Source organism: Variovorax davisae (assembly GCF_030316845.1).
Lineage (GTDB): Bacteria > Pseudomonadota > Gammaproteobacteria > Burkholderiales > Burkholderiaceae_C > Variovorax > Variovorax davisae.
This window is the reverse complement of the sequence record NZ_JASZYS010000016.1, coordinates 48389-65847: the sequence shown is the minus strand read 5'-3', so window position 1 is coordinate 65847 and position 17459 is coordinate 48389. Positions and strand designations below refer to the sequence as shown.

Genomic DNA, 17459 nt, shown 5'->3' with positions numbered 1-17459 from the left:
GTCTTCATCCAAAGGAGTCCCCCAATGAAGAAGTCCCTGTTGATCGCTGCCCTGATGGCCGCCGCCGCGTTGACGGCCTGCGGAAAGAAGGATGAGCCGCCGGCCGTGGTCGCGCCGGCGCCCGTCGTGGTCACGCCGCCGGCGGCTCCTGCGCCAGCACCAGCACCAGCGCCGGCGCCCAATGCGCAGTCGGCGCTCGATGCCGCCAATGCGGCCACCGAGGCCGCGAAGAAGAACGCCGAGACGCCGCCGGCCAAGCCCTGAGGGCAGGAGGCGCTGTGGCTGCGGGCCGCCCTCGGGCGGCCTTTTTCATGGGCTCAGAGCGCGAGCCAGGGCGAGCCTTCGGACGCCGTGGCCGTCAGCATCTCGTGCGCGCTGGCGCCCAGCGCCGCCGCCATCGCCTCGCGCACGATCTCGGGCCGGTTGTTCTGTTCGCTCAGGTGGGCCGCCAGCAGGTGGCGCAAGCCGCCGTGGTGCACCGCGCGCGCGATGGCGGCGGCCGCGCTGTTCGACAGATGCCCGTAGTTGCCGCCCACGCGCTGCTTGAGGAAGGGCGGGTAGGCGGAGCCGGCCAGCAGGTCGCTGTCGTGGTTGAACTCCAGCAGCAGGGCGTCCAGCCCCATCAGGCAGGCCAGCACGTGCGGGGTGGCATGGCCCAGGTCGGTGAGCACGCCGAGGTGGCGCGCGCCGTCGGTGCAGCGCAGCTGCAGCGGCTCGCGCGCATCGTGCGGCACGGTGAAGGGCTGGATGCAGAGGTCGCCGACCTCGATGTCCACGCCGTCGCGCGCCAGATGCAGCCGGCCCTGGTAGTCGTGCCCGCCGGTCGCCAGCCAGGTGCCTTCGCTCATCCACACCGGGATCTGCTCGCGGCGCGACAAGGCCCGCGCGCAGCCGATGTGGTCGCCGTGCTCGTGGGTGATGAAGACCGCGTCGATGTCGGCGGCGGCGAGGCCGGCGGCGGCCAGCCGCGTGTCGAGGTGGCGCAGCGCGAAGCCGCAGTCGATCAACAGCCGCGTGACGCGGCCGCCGCTGGTCGCCTCGACCAGCGTGGCGTTGCCGGTGCTGCCGCTGCCCAGACTGCGGAAGCGCAGCATCGGGTCCGGCTTACTTCAGGTCGTCGGCGATGACCTGCACGATGCGCTGCGCATTGGCCGTGCTGTCGGGCGCGCCGGCTTCGTTCAGCACCGAGACCGTGCTGGTCTCGCCCTGGCCCTTGACCAGGATGCGGAACTTGAGCGGCGCCTCGGTCTTGCCCGAGCCGAACAGCTTGGAGAAGATGCTCGGCTCCGACTTGTTCGGGTTCGGCGGCACGTAGCGCACGAAGTAGGTGCCGGCGGTGCGGTCGCGGTCTTCGACCGTGAAGCCGGTGCGGTCGAGCGCCAGGCCGACGCGGCGCCAGGCGCGCTCGAAGTTGTCGTTGATCTGCACCACCGGCTGGCCGCCGACATTGGCGACCTTGGCGGTCTGCGGCGCGGCGCCGGCGGCAGCGATGACCTTCGACTGCTCTTGCGAGACGCCGAGCTTGACCATCAGGCGGCGCAGGAATTCGGCCTCGAGCTCGGGGTCGCTGGCGCGCGGCTGCCAGGCGGTCTGGTCCTTGCGCGAACTACTGTAGACCTCTTCCATGCCGCGGTGACTGATGAAGATCTCGGTGCCGTTGGGGGTGCGCTCCAGCCGGGTGCGGAAGCGGTCGAGTTCACCGGTCGAGTAGACCGAGTCCATGAGCTTGCCGATGGTGCCGCGGATGATGTCCTGCGGCAGCTTGGCGCGGTTCTCGGCCCAGTCGGTTTCCATGATGCCGAGATTGCGCTGGTCGGTGGTCAGCAGGAAGCCGCTCTCCTGCCAGAAGTCGCGCACCGGTTCCCAGAGCTGGTCGGCCGAGCGGTTGACGATGAGCCAGCGCTGCGTGCCCGCGCGCTCCATCTTCACGTCGCCGACCGAGCTGACCGCGGTCGGCAGGCTGGGCGCATTGGCCAGGCCGGCCTGGTAGGAGTTGGCCGTGACCGCGCCGCCCGGCACCGCGTAGCGGTTGTCGCGCGACAGCTGGGTCAGGTCGGGCGGGACCTCGAGCGTCGGGGCCTTGCCGGCGCTCTTGTAGTCGATCTTGTCGCTCTCGAGGGCCGAGCAGGCGGCGAGACTGGCGACCAGGGCCAGCAATGCGAATCGCGAAATGGTTTTCAACGTCTACTTCCTTTTGGAATGTTGAGCTCGATCGGTGGGCACGTGCCCGCTCTCTCTGAGCGGGCTGCGGGCAAAAGGTTGCCGGCGTTCGCGAACGCCCGCTGGTAAAGGTGGGGTCAATCCTTGAGCAGGCCGCTGGCGCGCAGTGCGGCTTCGACCACCGGCCGGCCGCCTTCGGCCAACTCGGTGAGCGGCAGCCGCAGCGCGCCGCCGCACAGGCCGAGCCGTGCCATCGCCCACTTGACCGGAATCGGATTGGGTTCGACGAACAGGTTGCGGTGCAGCGGCATCAGTTCGAACTGGATCTGCATGGCCCGCCGGACGTCGCCGGCGATCGCCGCGACGCACAGTTCGTGCATCTTGCGCGGCGCCACGTTGGCCGTGACGCTGATGTTGCCCTGGCCGCCGCACAGCATCAGCGCGACCGCGGTCGGGTCGTCGCCGGAATAGACGGCGAAGCTCTTCGGCAGCTCGCGGATCAGCCACTGGGCGCGTTCGATGTTGCCGGTGGCTTCCTTGATGCCGATGATGCCGGGCAACTGCGCCAGCCGCAGCACCGTGTCGTGCGCCATGTCCGCCACCGTGCGGCCGGGCACGTTGTAGAGTACCGTCGGCAGGTCGCCCACCGCTTCGGCGATCGCCTTGAAGTGCTGGTACTGGCCTTCCTGGGTCGGCTTGTTGTAGTAGGGCACCACCTGGAGCTGGCAATCGGCGCCCACGCCGCGGGCGTATTTGGCGAGCTCGATCGCTTCCTTGGTGGAATTCGCGCCGCAGCCGGCCATCACGGGCACGCGGCCGCGCGCCTGCTCGACCGAGACGCGGATGATCTCGCAGTGCTCTTCGACGTCGACCGTCGGCGATTCGCCGGTGGTGCCGACGACGCCGAGACAATCGGTGCCTTCGTCGATGTGCCAGTCGATCAGCCGGCGCAGGGCGGGATAGTCGACACTGCCGTCGTCGTGCATCGGCGTGACGAGCGCAACGATGCTACCTGTCAGTTGCTCCAAGGGAATCTCTTTGTGGGTTGCCCGAAAAGCAGCCATTCTACTGACCTGGCCCCGTCCTTCGACACGGCCGGCCCCGGCTAGGGGGCTTGGAGCAGATGTCGGGGCGGCGTGGCCGGGGCGGCCTGCGGGCGGATGGCGGCGATCCGCTGGACGAAACGCTCGGGTTCGCCCAGGAAGCCGTCCTCGTACGCGACCACCCGCAGCCCGGTGCAGGCGGCCAGCAATTCGCCGGGCTGGAGCAGGAAATCAGGCCGGGACGGCTTCCCCACCTGCTCGTTGCCTGCGGCGAAGGTTTCATAAAGCAAAACGCCGCCGGGCGCGACCGCCGCGACGATGTCCGCCAGGCGCGGGCGCCAGAGGTAGTTGGTGACGACCACCGCCCCGAAGCGCTGGCCCTCGAAAGGCCAGGGTCCCGACTCGATGTCGGCCAGCAGGGCATGGCCGAAGGTCGCCGCGGCGTCGATCGCCTCGCGGGACCGGTCGACGCCGGTGGCCGGGTGGCCCCGCTCGGCGAACCAGCGCATGTGGCGGCCGCTGCCGCAGGCCACGTCGAGCATGTCGGCGCCCGGTGCCAGCAGGTGCGACCAGCGCACGATCCAGGGCGAAGGGGCCAGCGTCGCGTGGTTCAAAAGCAGGCCCAGATCTGGTCCACCAGCGTGACCAGGAAGGCCGGCCGGGTGTAGAGCGCGAAGACCCCGGCCAGCGCCAGCGCGGCGGCGCCGAGCCAGGCGGCCCGGACGAGGCGGTGGTGCGCGATCCGGGACATGGCTCAGGCGGGCTGGAGCCGAGGCCGCACGATGGCCGCCTCCTTGACCGGCAGGTTGACCAGCGCCGCCATGACGCCGAGCGCGATCGCGAGGTACCAGACCAGGTCGTAGCTGCCCAGGCGGTCGTACAGGTAGCCGCCGAGCCAGACGCCGAGGAAGGAGCCGACCTGGTGGCTCAGGAAGACGAAGCCGCCCAGCATCGAGAGGTGGGCGACGCCGAAGATCTGGGCCACGATGCCGCTGGTCAGCGGCACGGTCGACAGCCACAGGAAGCCCATCGCCGCGGCGAACACATAGACCGACAGCGGCGACAGCGGCACCAGCAGGAACAGCCCGATCGCCGCCGCCCGGCTCAGGTAGATGGCCGCCAGCAGCTTGCGCTTGGCCAGCCGGGCGCCGAGCGCCCCGGCCGTGTAGGTGCCGAAGATGTTGAACAGGCCGATCAGCGCCAGCGCATAGCTGGCGACCTCGGGCGAGAGCCCCTTGTCGCGCAGGTAGCTCGGCATGTGGATGCCGATGAAGGCCAGCTGGAAGCCGCAGACGAAGTAGCCCGCCATCAGCAGCACGAAGCTCGGGTACCTGAAGGCTTCCTGCACCGCCTGCAGGATGGTCTGGTCGCGCTGGCCGCCGGCGGCGGCGAGCCGCGGCTCGCGCAGCGAGAAGGCCAGCGGGATGATCAGCAGCGCCAGGGCCGCCAGCGCCAGCAGCGCCGTCTGCCAGCCGAGCCGGGCGATCAGCTGCCCCTCGACCGGCACCATGAGGAACTGGCCGAAGGAGCCGGCCGCGGCCGCCACGCCCATCGCCCAGGAGCGGCGCTCGGCCGGGATCTGGCGCCCGATGACGCCGTAGATCACCGCGTAGGTGGTGCCGGCCTGGGCGGCCCCGATCAGCACGCCGGCGGTCAGGGCGAACATCAGCGGCGTGTGCGACAGCGCCATGCCGGCCAGCCCCAGCGCGTAGAAGACGGCGCCGGCCACCATGACCTTGAGCGCGCCGAACTTGTCGGCCAGCATGCCGGCGAAGACGCCGACGATGCCCCACGACAGGTTCTGGATCGCCAGCGCCAGCGAGAAGGCCTGGCGGGTCCAGCCCTGGTCCTGGGTGATCGGTTGCAGCCACAGCCCGAAGCCATGGCGAACGCCCATCGACAGGGTGACGATGAGGGCGCCGCAGATGAGCACCCGCTGGATGCTGAGCGGCTGGTGGGAAGAAGTCATTCGCGAAAATGTACCCAAAAGCCGGCGAACGCGTCGGCGGCCTGCTGGCGGCGATTGTTGATATTTTTGCCGGCCTTTGATGCGTGCGGCGCAGGGCGCGGCGGGCCGACCGGAGCCAAGGCCTGGTCCGCCGCCGGGCCGCCCCAAGGCGGACCGCGCCCCCTCGGGGGGCAGCGACCCACACGAAGTGGGGGAGCGTGGGGGCCTAGAATCCCGCGCCATGGCAAGCAAGGAACCAGGCAGTTACGGCGAATCCTCGATTCGCGTCCTCAAGGGCCTCGAGCCCGTCAAGCAGCGGCCGGGGATGTACACCCGCACCGACAACCCGCTGCACATCATTCAGGAAGTGCTCGACAACGCGGCCGACGAAGCGCTCGCGGGCTATGGCAAGAAAATCAAGGTCGTCCTCCACGCCGACGGCTCGGTCAGCGTCGAGGACGACGGCCGCGGCATTCCGTTCGGCCTGCATCCGGAAGAAAAGGCGCCGGTGGTCGAGCTGGTGTTCACGCGGCTGCACGCGGGCGGCAAGTTCGACAAGGGCTCGGGCGGCGCCTACAGCTTCTCGGGCGGCCTGCACGGCGTCGGCGTGTCGGTGACCAACGCGCTGTCGACCCGGCTCGAGGTGACCTCGTACCGCGAAGGCTCGGTGGCGCAGCTCGCGTTCTCGGCCGGGGACGTGGTCGAGCAACTCAAGGTGCGGCCCCAGGAGAGCGCCGCGGCCTCGAACGGCGAGGGCGCGCGCGACCGCCGCCAGGGCACCACGGTGCGCGCCTGGCCCGATCCGAAGTACTTCGAATCCGCCGCGCTGCCGATCCACGAGCTCACCCACCTGCTGCGCAGCAAGGCGGTGCTGATGCCGGGCGTCACGGTCACGCTGGTGGTCGAGAAGACCAAGGAAACCCAGACCTGGCTCTACAAGGGCGGCCTGCGCGACTACCTGATGCAGACGCTCAACGGCGATCCGGTGATCCCGCTGTTCGAAGGCGCGGGCCATGCCGACAAGAACGCCGACAACTTCGCCGAAGGCGAGGGCGCCGACTGGTGCGTGGCCTTCACCGAGGACGGCCAGCCGGTGCGCGAGAGCTACGTCAACCTGATCCCGACCAGCGCCGGCGGCACCCACGAGAGCGGCTTGCGCGATGGCCTGTTCAATGCGGTCAAGAGCTTCATCGAGTTGCATTCGCTGCTGCCCAAGGGCGTCAAGCTGCTGCCCGAGGACGTGTTCGCGCGCGCCTCGTACGTGCTGTCGGCCAAGGTGCTCGACCCGCAGTTCCAGGGCCAGATCAAGGAGCGCCTCAACTCGCGCGATGCGGTGCGGCTGGTGTCGAGCTTCGTGCGCCCGGCGCTCGAGCTGTGGTTGAACCAGCATGTCGACTACGGCCGCAAGCTGGCGGAGCTGGCCATCAAGGCCGCGCAGACGCGCCAGAGGGCCGGCCAGAAGGTCGAGAAGCGCAAGGGCTCCGGCGTCGCCGTGCTGCCCGGCAAGCTGACCGACTGCGAAAGCAAGGACACGGCCCACAACGAAGTCTTCCTGGTCGAGGGCGACTCGGCCGGCGGCAGCGCCAAGATGGGCCGCGACAAGGAGAGCCAGGCCATCCTGCCGCTGCGCGGCAAGGTGCTGAACACCTGGGAGGTCGAGCGCGATCGCCTGTTCGCCAACACCGAGATCCACGACATCTCGGTGGCGGTCGGCGTCGATCCGCACGGCCCGAACGATTCACCCGACATGTCGGGCCTGCGCTACGGCAAGGTCTGCATCCTGAGCGATGCCGACGTCGACGGCTCGCACATCCAGGTGCTGCTTTTGACCCTGTTCTTCCGCCATTTCCCGAAGCTGATCGAGGCCGGCCACGTGTACGTGGCGAAGCCGCCGCTGTTCCGCGTCGATGCGCCGGCGCGCGGCAAGAAGCCGGCCTCGAAGTTCTATGCCCTCGACGAGGGCGAACTCACGGCGACTCTCGACAAGCTGCGCAAGGACGGCGTGCGCGAAGGCGCCTGGAGCATCAGCCGCTTCAAGGGACTGGGCGAGATGAACGCGGAGCAGTTGTGGGAGACCACGCTCAACCCCGACACGCGGCGGCTGCTGCAGGTGCGGCTCGGGCGCTTCGACACCCAGGGCACCGAAGGCGAGATCACCAAGCTGATGGGCAAGGGCGAAGCGGCGGCGCGGCGCGAGCTGATGGAGCTGCGCGCGGACGACGTCGACATCGACGTGTGACGGCGGCGAACAAATCGTGACACCGCGAATCACCGGGCCGGGCGGCGCCACGGCATAGTGCCGGATGGCGATTTCGATGCGGGCTTCCTTGCTGTCGATGCTGCTGGCCGGCTCGCTGGCGGTGCTGGCGCCGTCGGCGCGGGCCGCCGACATCTACGGCTACATCGACGACAAGGGCGGCGCCCACTTCGCGGCCGAGAAGCTCGACGAGCGCTACCAGCTGTTCTTTCGCGGCGGCCAGAGCTTCGACACGGCGGATGGCCTCGCGCCGCTGCGTCGCGGGGGCAGCGCCGGCGGCAAGGCACCGCGCGCCTCGCAGGCCCTGGTGGCGCTGGTCGAGGCCTCGCCGGGCTACAAGGTCGCGAAGTCGGCCCTGCGCGATGCCTCGCGCAAGCACGACATCGACTACGAACTGCTGCAGGCCCTGGTCGCGACCGAGTCGGGCTTCGATGCGCAGGCGGTGTCGCCCAAGGGCGCGCTCGGCCTGATGCAGGTGATGCCGGCGACCGCCCAGCGCTATGGCGTGGCGGCGGACAAGCGGGCGTCGATCGAGGCCAAGCTGTTCGATCCGCGCGTCAACATCGCCACCGGCTCGCGCTACCTGCGCGACCTGATCGCGATGTTCCCGGGCCGGATCGAACTCGCACTGGCGGCCTACAACGCCGGCGAGGGCGCCGTGCAGCGGGCCGGCAACCAGATCCCCAACTACCGCGAAACCCAGAACTACGTGACGACCGTGCTGCAGCTCTATGCGTACCTGAAGCCCTCGGCCGCCCTCGGGCGCGGCGGCAAGGCGACCGGCCGCATCCACATGGAACTGGCGGTGCCCAAGGGCGGCGCCCTCGGACGTGGCAACATGCCGTCCGACCGGTCGCGCATGCCCGTGATCCCGGAATTGCCCGACCTGCCGCCCCCGGCGGCGCCTGAACCCGGCGCCACGGTGGCGCCCTGAATCTGCAAACCCCTACCTTTCGCTTCCTTTCTCTCCCATGGATTCCCAACCTTCGCTCGATCTGCAGAGCCCCGAAGACGATGGCGCGCTGACGCTGGCCGACTACGCGCAGACCGCCTACCTCGAATACGCGCTGAGCGTGGTCAAGGGCCGCGCGCTGCCCGACGTCAGCGACGGCCAGAAGCCGGTGCAGCGGCGCATCCTCTACTCGATGTCGCGCATGGGGCTCGGTTTCGGCGGCGCCAATGGCACCGTCGGCGCCAAGCCAGTGAAGAGTGCGCGCGTGGTCGGCGACGTGCTCGGCCGCTTCCATCCGCACAGCGACCAGGCGGCCTACGACGCGCTGGTGCGCATGGCGCAGGATTTCTCGCAGCGCTACCCGCTGGTCGACGGCCAGGGCAACTTCGGCAGCCGCGACGGCGACGGTGCCGCCGCGATGCGCTACACCGAGGCGCGGCTGGCCCGCATCACCAGCCTGCTGCTCGACGAAATCGACGAAGGCACGGTCGACTTCATCCCGAACTACGACGGCTCGACCGAAGAGCCGCGGCTGCTGCCGGCCAGGCTGCCGTTCACCTTGCTGAACGGCGCCAGCGGCATCGCGGTCGGCCTGGCGACCGAGATCCCGAGCCACAACCTGCGCGAGGTCGCCGACGCCTGCGTGGCGCTGATCAAGGCCAACGGCAAGCTCACCGACGAGGAGTTGTTCGCCCTGGTGCCGGGGCCGGACTATCCCGGCGGCGCGCAGATCATCAGCAGCGCAGCCGACATCGCCGACGCCTACCGCACGGGGCGCGGCTCGCTCAAGGTGCGGGCGCGCTGGAAGATCGAGGAACTGGCGCGCGGGCAATGGCAGCTGGTGGTCAACGAGCTGCCGCCGGGCGTCAGCTCGCAGAAGGTGCTGGAAGAGATCGAGGAGCTCACCAACCCGAAGATCCGCGCCGGCAAGAAGGCGCTGTCGGCCGAACAGACCCAATTGAAGGCCGCGGTGCTCTCGCTGCTCGACGTGGTGCGCGACGAGTCGAGCAAGGACGCGCCGGTGCGCCTGGTGTTCGAGCCCAAGACTTCGCGCATCAGCCAGGAGGAGTTCACCACGATGCTGCTGTCGCAGACCTCGCTGGAGAGCTCGTCGTCGATCAACCTGACGATGGTCGGCATCGACGGCAAGCCGACGCAGAAGTCGCTGCGGCAGATACTCAACGAGTGGATCGCCTTCCGCGAGATCACGGTCGAGAAGCGCTCGCGGCATCGGCTGGGCAAGGTGCAGGACCGCATCCACATCCTCGAGGGGCGGCAGCTGGTGCTGCTCAACATCGACGAGGTGATCGCGATCATCCGCGCGGCGGAGGATCCCAAGGCGGCGCTGATCGCGCGCTTCAACCTGAGCGACCGGCAGGCCGAGGACATCCTTGAAATCCGCCTGCGCCAACTGGCGCGGCTGGAGGCGATCAAGATCGAGCAGGAGCTCAAGGGCCTGCGCGAGGAACAGAAGAAGCTCGAGGACATCCTGGGCAGCCCGGCCGCATTGCGCCGCCTGCTGGTGAAGGAGATCGAGACCGACGCCAAGAGCTTCGAGGATGCGCGCCGCACCCTGATCCAGGCCGAGAAGCGCGCCGTGGCCGAGGTGCGCGTGGTCGACGAGCCGGTGACCGTGATCGTCTCGCAGAAGGGCTGGGTGCGCACGCAGAAGGGCTGGGCCAGCGAGCGCGCCGCCGGCGCGGCGGCGCCCGAGTACAGCTTCAAGTCGGGCGATGCGCTGTACGGCGCCTTCGAATGCCGCTCGGTCGACACGCTGCTGGTCTTCGGCACCGCCAAGGACAAGGGCGTGCGCGTCTACAGCGTGCCGGTGGCGTCGCTGCCGGGCGGGCGCGGCGATGGCCAGCCGGTGACGACGCTGATCGACCTCGACAGCGGCACGCACGTGGCGCATTACTTCGCGGGGCCTCTGGGCACCAGCCTGCTGCTCGCGAACACCGGCGGCTTTGGCTTCATCGCGACGGTCGAGAACATGATCTCGCGCCAGCGCGGCGGCAAGGCCTTCATCGACGTCGGCGAGGGCGAGCAGCTGTGCCGGCCTTCGCTGGTGGGCGGCGCCGGCGGCGCCGAGCCGCTGCCGGCGGCCACGCACGTGGCCTGCGCCTCGACCGGCGGCCGCATCCTGACCTTCGAGATCGGCGAACTCAAGGCGCTGCCGAAGGGCGGGCGCGGACTGACCCTGATCGACCTCGAAGCCAAGGACACGCTCGCCGGTGCCGCGGCGTACACGCGCAGCATCAAGATCGAGGGCATCGGGCGCGGCGGCAAGGAGCGCGAGGAGACGCTGGAGATCCGCACGCTCAACAACGCGCGCGGCGCCCGCGCGCGCAAGGGCAAGGCGGCCGACCTCGGCTTCAAGCCCTCGGCGGTCGTGCGCGTGCTGTAGCGGGGCCGCGCATGGAAGTCGGAATCATCGGGCTCGTGATCGCGCTGCTCAGCGGTCTGGCGAGCTTCGCCCTGGGGCGCTGGCTGTCGAAGCGGCGGCGGCAGAAGAAGGCCGACCAGGCACGCGCGGCGGCCGAGGCCGGGCAGAGCCGGCAGGTGCGGCGGGCGCGCGAGCGGCAGCAGAAGCGCTGAGGCTCGGCAAGCGCTACTTCAATCCGGCCCACCAGCGCCGGTTGGTGCGCGGCCGGCCGATGGTCAGCACCTCGCCGATCACCGGCGTGGCAAGCGTGATGTTCCGGGCCTCCGACAGGTCGGCGATGCGGTCCAGCGGGTCGTGCCAGGTGTGGAAGGCGAGGTCGAAGGTGCTGTTGTGGACCGAGAACAGGACCTTGCCGCGCAGGTCCTCGAAGGCCTGCACGCTTTGTTCGGGCGTCATGTGGACCGCGGGCCAGTAATCGTCGTAGGCGCCGTTCTCCATCATCGCCAGGTCGAAGCCGCCGAAGCGCTCGCCGATCTCGCGGAAGCCCTTGAAATAGCCCGAATCGCCGCTGTAGAAGACGCGCTGGCCGCCGCTCTGGATCACCCACGATGCCCACAGCGTGCGGTCGCGGTCGTTCAGCGAGCGGCCGGAGAAGTGCTGCGCCGGCGTCGCTGTGAGCTCGACGCCGTCGAACTGCGCCTGCTGCCACCAGTCGAGCTCGGTGACCCGGTCGGCCGGCACGCCGAGCTCGACCAGCCGCTCCTTGACGCCCAGCGGCACAAAGTAGCGCTGCACCCGCTGCGCCAGGTAGCCGATGGTGGCGACGTCGAGGTGGTCGTAGTGGTCGTGCGACAGGATCAGCCCGGTGATCGGCGGCAGCTGTTCGAGCGTGATCGGCGGCTTGTGGAAGCGCCGCGGGCCCAGCCACTGGAAGGGCGAGGCCCGTTCGCTGAACACCGGATCGATCAACCAGTAGCGGCCCTGCAGCTTGAGCAGGTGCGACGAGTGGCCCAGGCGCACCAGGTGGTTGGCCTGCGGATCGAGCGCCGAGAGCTGGGCGCCGTCGAGTGCCTGCACCGGGATCGGGTCGGTCGGCACGGTGTCGGTCTTGGTCTCGAGGAGGAAGCGCGACCAGATCTTCCAGCTGCCGGCGGAGGGCAGGGCGTCCGGGTTCGGCGGGTTCCTGAAACCGCAGTCCTTGAACTGGGGCGAAGCGGCATAGGGGCTCTCGCAGGCGGCGCTGCTCGCGCAGCCGGCGAGCAGCGCGCCAGCCGCCAGCACCAGGGCGGCGGTCGCGGAACGGGAGATCGCAGCGGTCATGGGGTGGGAATTCCGGAAGGAGCGGCAGGCCCGGGGGGCGCCGCGAGCTTAACCAATAGCGCGCCTTCGTGCCGTCCCCAGCGCTGCTGGCATAGGCCGTTCGAGCCATTGATGCCCCGCCGCAAGCATGAAATATTGCATCGAACGACGAGGAGCCGAATGGACGAGACCATCCAGAAGCTGGTCGCCGAGCGTCGACGCGCCCTGCATGGCGCCGACGATGGCCGACGGCCCTGGGGCCTGGCACTGTCGGGTGGCGGCATCCGCAGCGCCACCTTCTGCCTGGGCCTGCTGAAGGCGCTGGCGGTGCGGCGTCAACTGCTCAAGTTCGACCTGATGTCGACCGTCTCGGGGGGCGGCTACATCGGCGCGGCGCTCGGGCGGCTGTGCAGCAGCGCGACGTCGGCGGACGAGGTGCGCGAGATCGAGCACGCCCTGGGCGACGTCGACCGCGCCCGCTTCGGCTGGTGGCTGCGCGCCAACGGCCGCTACCTGATCCCGGGCGGCCTGCGCGACACCCTGTTCGCCACCGCGCTCTACCTGCGCAACCTGCTGGCCACCCACATCGAGCTGGCGATCGCCGCCAGCTTGATCGGCATGGTGCTGGCGGCCACCAACCTGCTGCTCTGGGACGCCGTGTTCCGCGCAGTCGACCTCAACAGCGTGCCGCCCGACGCGGTGCTGCGAAGCGCCCAGGTCGATGCCGCGCAGTTCATGCGCCTGGCCGTCGAATGGGCCACGCTATGGCCGACGCTGTGGTTCACGCTGGTCGGGCCCTTTCTCGCCTCGGTGGTACTGGCCTGCGCCTACTGGTCGGTGCACGACAAGCCGTCGACCTCGTCGATGCTGCTGCAGGTCGCGATGTGGCTGGCGCTCGGCCTCGGGGCCGCCTTCGTCGCGCCCGAACTGATGCTGCGCTTCAGCGGGCCGCCCTGGCTGGCGCCCAGCTTCGAGGCCTTCGCGGCCTGCTGGGTGATCGCGCTGCTGTGGGTGCTGCACCGCAGCCGCAGGCAGTCGCCGGCCGCGCTGCGCAACGACCTGACCGACCGGCTGGCCTCGGTGCTCAACACCGCGCTGCTGATCGTCATGCTGGGCCTGCTCGACCGCAGCGCCTGGTGGCTGGCTGCCGAGGGCCAGCAGCAGCGCATCTCTTACGGTGCGGTGCTGCTGGTGGCGGCCGCGGTGCTGCGCGGCGTGCTGCCGATGCTGCTGTCGCACCGGCAGGAACTGCCCGGCGTCGGCAAGACGGTGATGCTGACCCTGGCCAGCCTGCTCGGACTGGCGCTGGCCTTCTGCCTCGCGGCCTGGTGGATCGGCGTGGTCTATGCGGCGGTGCTGCTGCCGGTCTTCACGCCGGCCGGGCTGGACTTCATGCGCGGCTGGGCCTGGCTAGGCACCATCGCCGTGATCATCGGCGTCTATGCGCTGGCGACCGGGCGCAATTTCGCCTTTCTCAATGCGTCTTCGCTGCACATGTTCTACAAGGCGCGGATCGTGCGCGGCTACCTCGGGGCCGCCAATGCGCGGCGGCTCGGGGCCCGGCCGACCGACAAGGTGTCGGGGCTGGAGCCGCCGCAGGTGCCGGTGGGCGAAGTCGACCCGCACGACGACCTCTCGCAGCTGCGCTACGCGCCGCAGGCCCACGGCGGCCCGGTGCACCTGGCGAACGTCTGCATCAACCAGACGCACGACACCAAGGAAAGGCTGTTCAACCGCGACCGCAAGAGCCAGCCGCTGACCATCGGGCCGCTGGGCTGGATGCAGGCTGGCGGCGCGCCCTGGGCCCAGGCGCACGGCGACGGCGCGCTGAGCCTCGGGGCCTGGATGGCGATCTCGGGCGCGGCCTTCGCCCCCGGCCTCGGCCGCCTCACCAAGCGCGGCATCTCGGCGCTGTCCGTGTTCGCAGGCCTGCGGCTGGGCTACTGGTGGAACAGCGCCGGCGCCGGGATCGCCCAGCGTGGCGCGGTGGTGCATGCCAGCCCGCTGCTCATGAAGACCCGCTTCCTGCTGCTCGAATGCTTCGGCGCCTTTCCGGGCAGCAGCTCGGCCAACTGGTACCTGAGCGACGGCGGCCACTTCGAGAACACCGGCGCCTACACGCTGCTGCGGCAGGAGGCCGCCCTGATCGTGATCGCCGACTGCGGCGCCGATCCGGACTACCGCTTCTGCGACCTCGAGGTGCTGATCCGGCGGGCCCGCATCGACCTCAACGCCGAGATCACCTTCATGAAGCCGCGCCCCGATGCCGAATGGACGCACCTGGGGGCCTTCGGTTCGCTCAACGACCTGGCCTCGCCGACCAGCCAGGCCTGCCTGGCGCTGGCGCAGGTGCGCTACGCGAGCGGCCAGACCGGGCAGATCGTGCTGGTCAAGCCCAATGTCTCGGCCTCGCTGCCGGTCGACCTGGTCAACTTCAAGGCGGCGAACCCGCTGTTCCCGCAGCAGCCGACCACCGACCAGTTCTTCGACGAGGCGCAGTGGGAGAGCTACTTCCGGCTCGGTTCGGAGATCGGCTTCCGGCTCGACGAGGAACTGCTGGAACACGTGGCGCAGGGTGCGCCGGGCCTGTTCATGCTCGACGACGGCCAGCCGGATTCGAGCGTCCGCGGCGCCAAGCCGGGCGACAAGGACAGCGCCGCGGCGGCCGCCGTGGGCTCGATGAGCCGGCTGCAGGCGCGGGTGCTCAAGGCCGGCGCGGTGACGGCGTCGATCGGCATCGGCACCGCCGCCACCTTCGGCGTCGCGGCCTGGCAGGGCATCGACAGCTGGCGCGCCCAGCGCGCCGACCAGGAGAAGTCGGAGAACAGCGCCTTCAAGGACCTGACCGAGCGCTGGGCCCGCCTGCACGGCGGCGGCGGGGGCGGCGATGCACCGGCCCTGCTGGCGGCCGAGCTGCTGCGCACCGGGGACCTGCTGTGCCGCGAGGGCAGCGACAACTTCATGGCCAAGTTCCGGCTCTCGGTGCGGATGGTGGACGACGCCAAGCAGGCCTGCGCGGGCGAGGCCGTGGGCCAGCGCTCGCCGGCGTGCGCGCGGCTGCTCGATCCCGGCAACGGCATCGACTGCCTGCAGCCGGCGCAGGCCCCGCCGTGCGCGCCGCGCTACTGGGCCCGCGACTACAGCGGCCAGACCGGCTCCAAGCAGAACTGCAGCGGCATCCTGCCGCAACCTTTCAAGCTCGCCGTCTGGCTGCGCGACCGGCTCACCGGATTCGGGGCGGGCGACCAGGTCGCTAGCGCGCCGCCGCCGCCGCCGACCTACGCGCCGTCGCCCGACGGGACCCGCTTGCCGGCGACGCCGATCGCGCCGGATGCCTGCGCCGGCACGGTGGTCTACATCCTGACCTACGGCACCGGCCTGCGCGACAAGGCGCGCGCCTGGCGCGGCCCGTGGCGCGGGCTCGGCGCGTCGGTGCCGCCGATCGAGGACGTGCTGAGCACCTCGCGCCGCGCCGGCCGGGCGCCGCCGGTGGGCCACCCGGGGCCGACCGTCGTCATCCGCGACGAGTCCGCGCGCGCCTGTGCCCGGGCCCTGACCGAGACCGCCGAGTCGCCGACCGGACAGCCCTGGGCGATCCGGCTGCTGCCGCGCCCTGGTCAGTCGGACCCGAGCGCGATCGAAGTCTGGCTGCCGCGGGCCAGGGATGGGGTGGGGGGAACCTAGTCCGAACCGGGGCGCCAGACCCGCGCCAGCACGCCGAGCTTGTCGCGCAGGGTATGGCGCTCGTCGGACAGCGCATCGATGAAGTCCGACAGCCGCTTCGACTTGACCATGGTGTAGACCGTGAGCCAGGTGGTGAAGCCGAAGACGATGCCGAACCACAGCAGCTTGCGCCACAGCGGCGCGTCGGCTTCCGCCAGCAGGTTCATGCCCAGGAAGCCGGTCGTGATGGTGCCGATCAGGCCGAACAGCGTGACCACCGTCAGCCGCACCACCGTGTTGGCCTGCCGGCGCAGGCTGTCGGCGTCGAGGTAGGTGTTCATGTCGGCGATGCGCTCCTTGACCTCGTCGTAGAGCGGGTCGAGCCCGAGGTGCGTGGCGCACAGGCGGGACAGCGCGCGCACCTGCGCCTGCTCCGAGATCTCGTGGAACCAGTAGCGGTGCGTGAAGCGCAGGAAGCCCTCGAAGCTGGCGCGGATCGCGCGCTTGAAGCGCTTGACGCTGGCGACGTCGTGGATGTCGAGATTGCGCAGCGCCTCGACCAGCCGGTCGGAGTACATCAGCAGCGCCGCCTTCTGGAAATGCGCGATCAGGAACAGCAGGAAATGCTGGTGGCGGAACTGCGCCAGCACGCCGCGGTCGCGGCAGCAGAAGTAGTCGGCGCGGGCGTCGCCGACGACGATCAGGGCGCGGCCGTTGCACAGATAGCGTGTGCGCGGCGCGGCGCCGGCATCGACCCAGAAGCGGTCGTAGCAATAGCGCTGCTCGAAGTCCTGCACCAGCTCGTCGGCATAGGGCAGCGGTCCGCCGCCGGTGGTGGCCGGCTCGGCGGCGCCGGTCACCGTCGCCAGCCGGATGAAGTCGTTGCGCGAGAGCCGCCGTGGATCGTCGAGGGCGAGATAGGCCATCACCGGCATGCGGTAGTACTCGATCTGGCGAAAGCGCAGCGCGCCGGCTTCATCCGAGTGGTCGCTGACCAGCGGCCGCATGAGCCAGGCCCAGTGCGCCGCCAGGCGCGGCGCGCGGTGCTCGGCCACGTGCGACAGGAAGGCCTCGCGCTGCTGCGCGTCAGACGCCGCCAGCACGCTGCCATCGGCCGCCAGCCACTCGACGCTGCTCATGCAGTGCAGCGCCTGGCCCTGCGCATCCCAACCGCCGGGGTAGGCGCGGCCGAAGCGGTAGAGGACCTCGTGCGCCTGCGCGAGGCTCAGGCGGTCGGCGCCCACCTCGACGTTGAGCATCACGACGTCGACGTCGAAGAAGAAGTAGAGGTCGACATGCACCACGTCGAGCGTGATCGGCGGCGTGCCGGGGCGCGCCACCACCCGCACCGCCGCCACGTCGCTGCGGCGGAACACGCGCATCGGCGAATCGCCGCCGTTGGCGCCGCCGGCGGCGCGGCCCTTGCGGCCATCGCCGTAGAGAAAGCGCTGCACGTACGGCAGGAAGCTCACGAACTCGTTGTAGTGGCGCTCGTGGAAACGGTCGCTGGCGCCGGTGTATTCGTCGATCTCCTCGCGCCAGGGCGAGGCGTCGCCCAGGTCCCGCAGCACCTGCCACGGGCCGCGCTGCGCATGGCGCGGCTGCTGGGTCGGCATCAGTCGCAGCGGCCAGAGAAGGGTCTGGCGCAGATGCTGTACCGAAGGTGCTGCACCTGCGCCGGAAAGCTCTGCTTCTGCGTCCGCCAGGCATGGCGCCAGTGTAGGCATCGCTGCGACCTAGGGGAATCCCTAGGA

General features: G+C 70.2%; 14 protein-coding genes. 6 read left to right on the top strand and 8 right to left on the bottom strand.

What is annotated here, in order from left to right:
• The first annotated feature begins 24 nt into the window (after window positions 1-24).
• The gene (locus QTI33_RS28840; protein ID WP_286509878.1) at window positions 25-264 is read left to right on the top strand and encodes a hypothetical protein; all 240 of its coding nucleotides are present in this window, start codon (window positions 25-27) and stop codon (window positions 262-264) included.
• A 53-nt stretch (window positions 265-317) separates the two neighbouring features.
• Here QTI33_RS28840 and QTI33_RS28835 read toward each other — a convergent pair whose 3' ends face one another.
• The 6 genes from QTI33_RS28835 to QTI33_RS28810 all read right to left on the bottom strand — a co-directional run bounded on the left by QTI33_RS28835 (window position 318) and on the right by QTI33_RS28810 (window position 5172).
• Window positions 318-1094 carry an MBL fold metallo-hydrolase gene (locus QTI33_RS28835; RefSeq protein ID WP_286509877.1) on the bottom strand — a complete coding sequence of 259 codons (777 nt, stop codon included), beginning with the start codon at window positions 1092-1094 and terminating at the stop codon, window positions 318-320.
• Between the two features lie 10 nt (window positions 1095-1104).
• A complete protein-coding gene (bamC, locus tag QTI33_RS28830) occupies window positions 1105-2181 on the bottom strand; it encodes an NlpB/DapX family lipoprotein (protein ID WP_286509875.1) in 1077 nt (358 codons plus the stop codon).
• Between the two features lie 116 nt (window positions 2182-2297).
• A complete protein-coding gene (gene dapA, locus QTI33_RS28825) occupies window positions 2298-3224 on the bottom strand; it encodes a 4-hydroxy-tetrahydrodipicolinate synthase (RefSeq protein ID WP_286509874.1) in 927 nt (308 codons plus the stop codon).
• 41 nt (window positions 3225-3265) lie between these two features.
• Window positions 3266-3817 carry a class I SAM-dependent methyltransferase gene (locus QTI33_RS28820; protein ID WP_286509873.1) on the bottom strand — a complete coding sequence of 184 codons (552 nt, stop codon included), beginning with the start codon at window positions 3815-3817 and terminating at the stop codon, window positions 3266-3268.
• Window positions 3814-3954: a hypothetical protein gene (locus tag QTI33_RS28815; protein ID WP_286509872.1), complete on the bottom strand. Its 141-nt coding sequence runs from the start codon at window positions 3952-3954 to the stop codon at window positions 3814-3816. Before QTI33_RS28815 ends, QTI33_RS28820 begins: the two co-directional genes overlap by 4 nt.
• 3 nt (window positions 3955-3957) lie before the next feature.
• On the bottom strand, window positions 3958-5172 hold the full coding sequence (locus QTI33_RS28810) for an MFS transporter (protein WP_286509871.1): 1215 nt from the start codon (window positions 5170-5172) through the stop codon (window positions 3958-3960).
• A gap of 220 nt (window positions 5173-5392) precedes the next feature.
• Between QTI33_RS28810 and QTI33_RS28805 the strand changes: the two genes are divergently transcribed.
• The 4 genes from QTI33_RS28805 (at window position 5393) to QTI33_RS28790 (ending at window position 10955) form a co-directional block, all read left to right on the top strand.
• Entirely contained in the window at window positions 5393-7390 is a 1998-nt protein-coding gene (locus QTI33_RS28805; RefSeq protein ID WP_286509870.1) for a DNA topoisomerase IV subunit B, read from the top strand.
• A gap of 76 nt (window positions 7391-7466) precedes the next feature.
• Window positions 7467-8342 (top strand): lytic transglycosylase domain-containing protein, encoded by an 876-nt coding sequence (locus QTI33_RS28800; protein ID WP_286509869.1) that lies wholly within the window; start codon window positions 7467-7469, stop codon window positions 8340-8342.
• A 37-nt stretch (window positions 8343-8379) separates the two neighbouring features.
• Window positions 8380-10764: a DNA topoisomerase IV subunit A gene (gene parC / locus QTI33_RS28795; protein WP_286509868.1), complete on the top strand. Its 2385-nt coding sequence runs from the start codon at window positions 8380-8382 to the stop codon at window positions 10762-10764.
• A gap of 11 nt (window positions 10765-10775) precedes the next feature.
• Window positions 10776-10955: a hypothetical protein gene (locus QTI33_RS28790; protein ID WP_286509865.1), complete on the top strand. Its 180-nt coding sequence runs from the start codon at window positions 10776-10778 to the stop codon at window positions 10953-10955.
• A 13-nt stretch (window positions 10956-10968) separates the two neighbouring features.
• On the opposite strand, the gene QTI33_RS28785 is transcribed toward QTI33_RS28790, so the two are convergent.
• Window positions 10969-12063, bottom strand: coding sequence for an MBL fold metallo-hydrolase (locus tag QTI33_RS28785; RefSeq protein ID WP_286509864.1), 1095 nt, complete (start codon window positions 12061-12063; stop codon window positions 10969-10971).
• Window positions 12064-12222: 159 nt separating this feature from the next.
• Between QTI33_RS28785 and QTI33_RS28780 the strand changes: the two genes are divergently transcribed.
• Window positions 12223-15726, top strand: coding sequence for a patatin-like phospholipase family protein (locus QTI33_RS28780; RefSeq protein WP_286509863.1), 3504 nt, complete (start codon window positions 12223-12225; stop codon window positions 15724-15726).
• Here the strand turns inward: QTI33_RS28780 and QTI33_RS28775 are convergent.
• On the bottom strand, window positions 15723-17321 hold the full coding sequence (locus QTI33_RS28775; RefSeq protein WP_286509862.1) for a magnesium transporter CorA family protein: 1599 nt from the start codon (window positions 17319-17321) through the stop codon (window positions 15723-15725). The genes QTI33_RS28780 and QTI33_RS28775 overlap by 4 nt on opposite strands.
• Window positions 17322-17459: the final 138 nt, after the last annotated feature.

Bases quoted from the DNA above. Each gene is read 5' to 3' on its own strand.
- QTI33_RS28775 (WP_286509862.1), bottom strand. From the start codon at position 17,321: ATGCCGACCCAGCAGCCGCGCCATGCGCAGCGCGGCCCGTGGCAGGTG.
- dapA (WP_286509874.1), bottom strand. From the start codon at position 3,224: ATGGCTGCTTTTCGGGCAACCCACAAAGAGATTCCCTTGGAGCAACTG.
- parC (WP_286509868.1), top strand. From the start codon at position 8,380: ATGGATTCCCAACCTTCGCTCGATCTGCAGAGCCCCGAAGACGATGGC.
- QTI33_RS28805 (WP_286509870.1), top strand. From the start codon at position 5,393: ATGGCAAGCAAGGAACCAGGCAGTTACGGCGAATCCTCGATTCGCGTC.
- QTI33_RS28815 (WP_286509872.1), bottom strand. From the start codon at position 3,954: ATGTCCCGGATCGCGCACCACCGCCTCGTCCGGGCCGCCTGGCTCGGC.
- QTI33_RS28835 (WP_286509877.1), bottom strand. From the start codon at position 1,094: ATGCTGCGCTTCCGCAGTCTGGGCAGCGGCAGCACCGGCAACGCCACG.
- QTI33_RS28800 (WP_286509869.1), top strand. From the start codon at position 7,467: ATGCGGGCTTCCTTGCTGTCGATGCTGCTGGCCGGCTCGCTGGCGGTG.
- QTI33_RS28840 (WP_286509878.1), top strand. From the start codon at position 25: ATGAAGAAGTCCCTGTTGATCGCTGCCCTGATGGCCGCCGCCGCGTTG.
- QTI33_RS28810 (WP_286509871.1), bottom strand. From the start codon at position 5,172: ATGACTTCTTCCCACCAGCCGCTCAGCATCCAGCGGGTGCTCATCTGC.
- QTI33_RS28790 (WP_286509865.1), top strand. From the start codon at position 10,776: ATGGAAGTCGGAATCATCGGGCTCGTGATCGCGCTGCTCAGCGGTCTG.
- QTI33_RS28780 (WP_286509863.1), top strand. From the start codon at position 12,223: ATGGACGAGACCATCCAGAAGCTGGTCGCCGAGCGTCGACGCGCCCTG.
- QTI33_RS28785 (WP_286509864.1), bottom strand. From the start codon at position 12,063: ATGACCGCTGCGATCTCCCGTTCCGCGACCGCCGCCCTGGTGCTGGCG.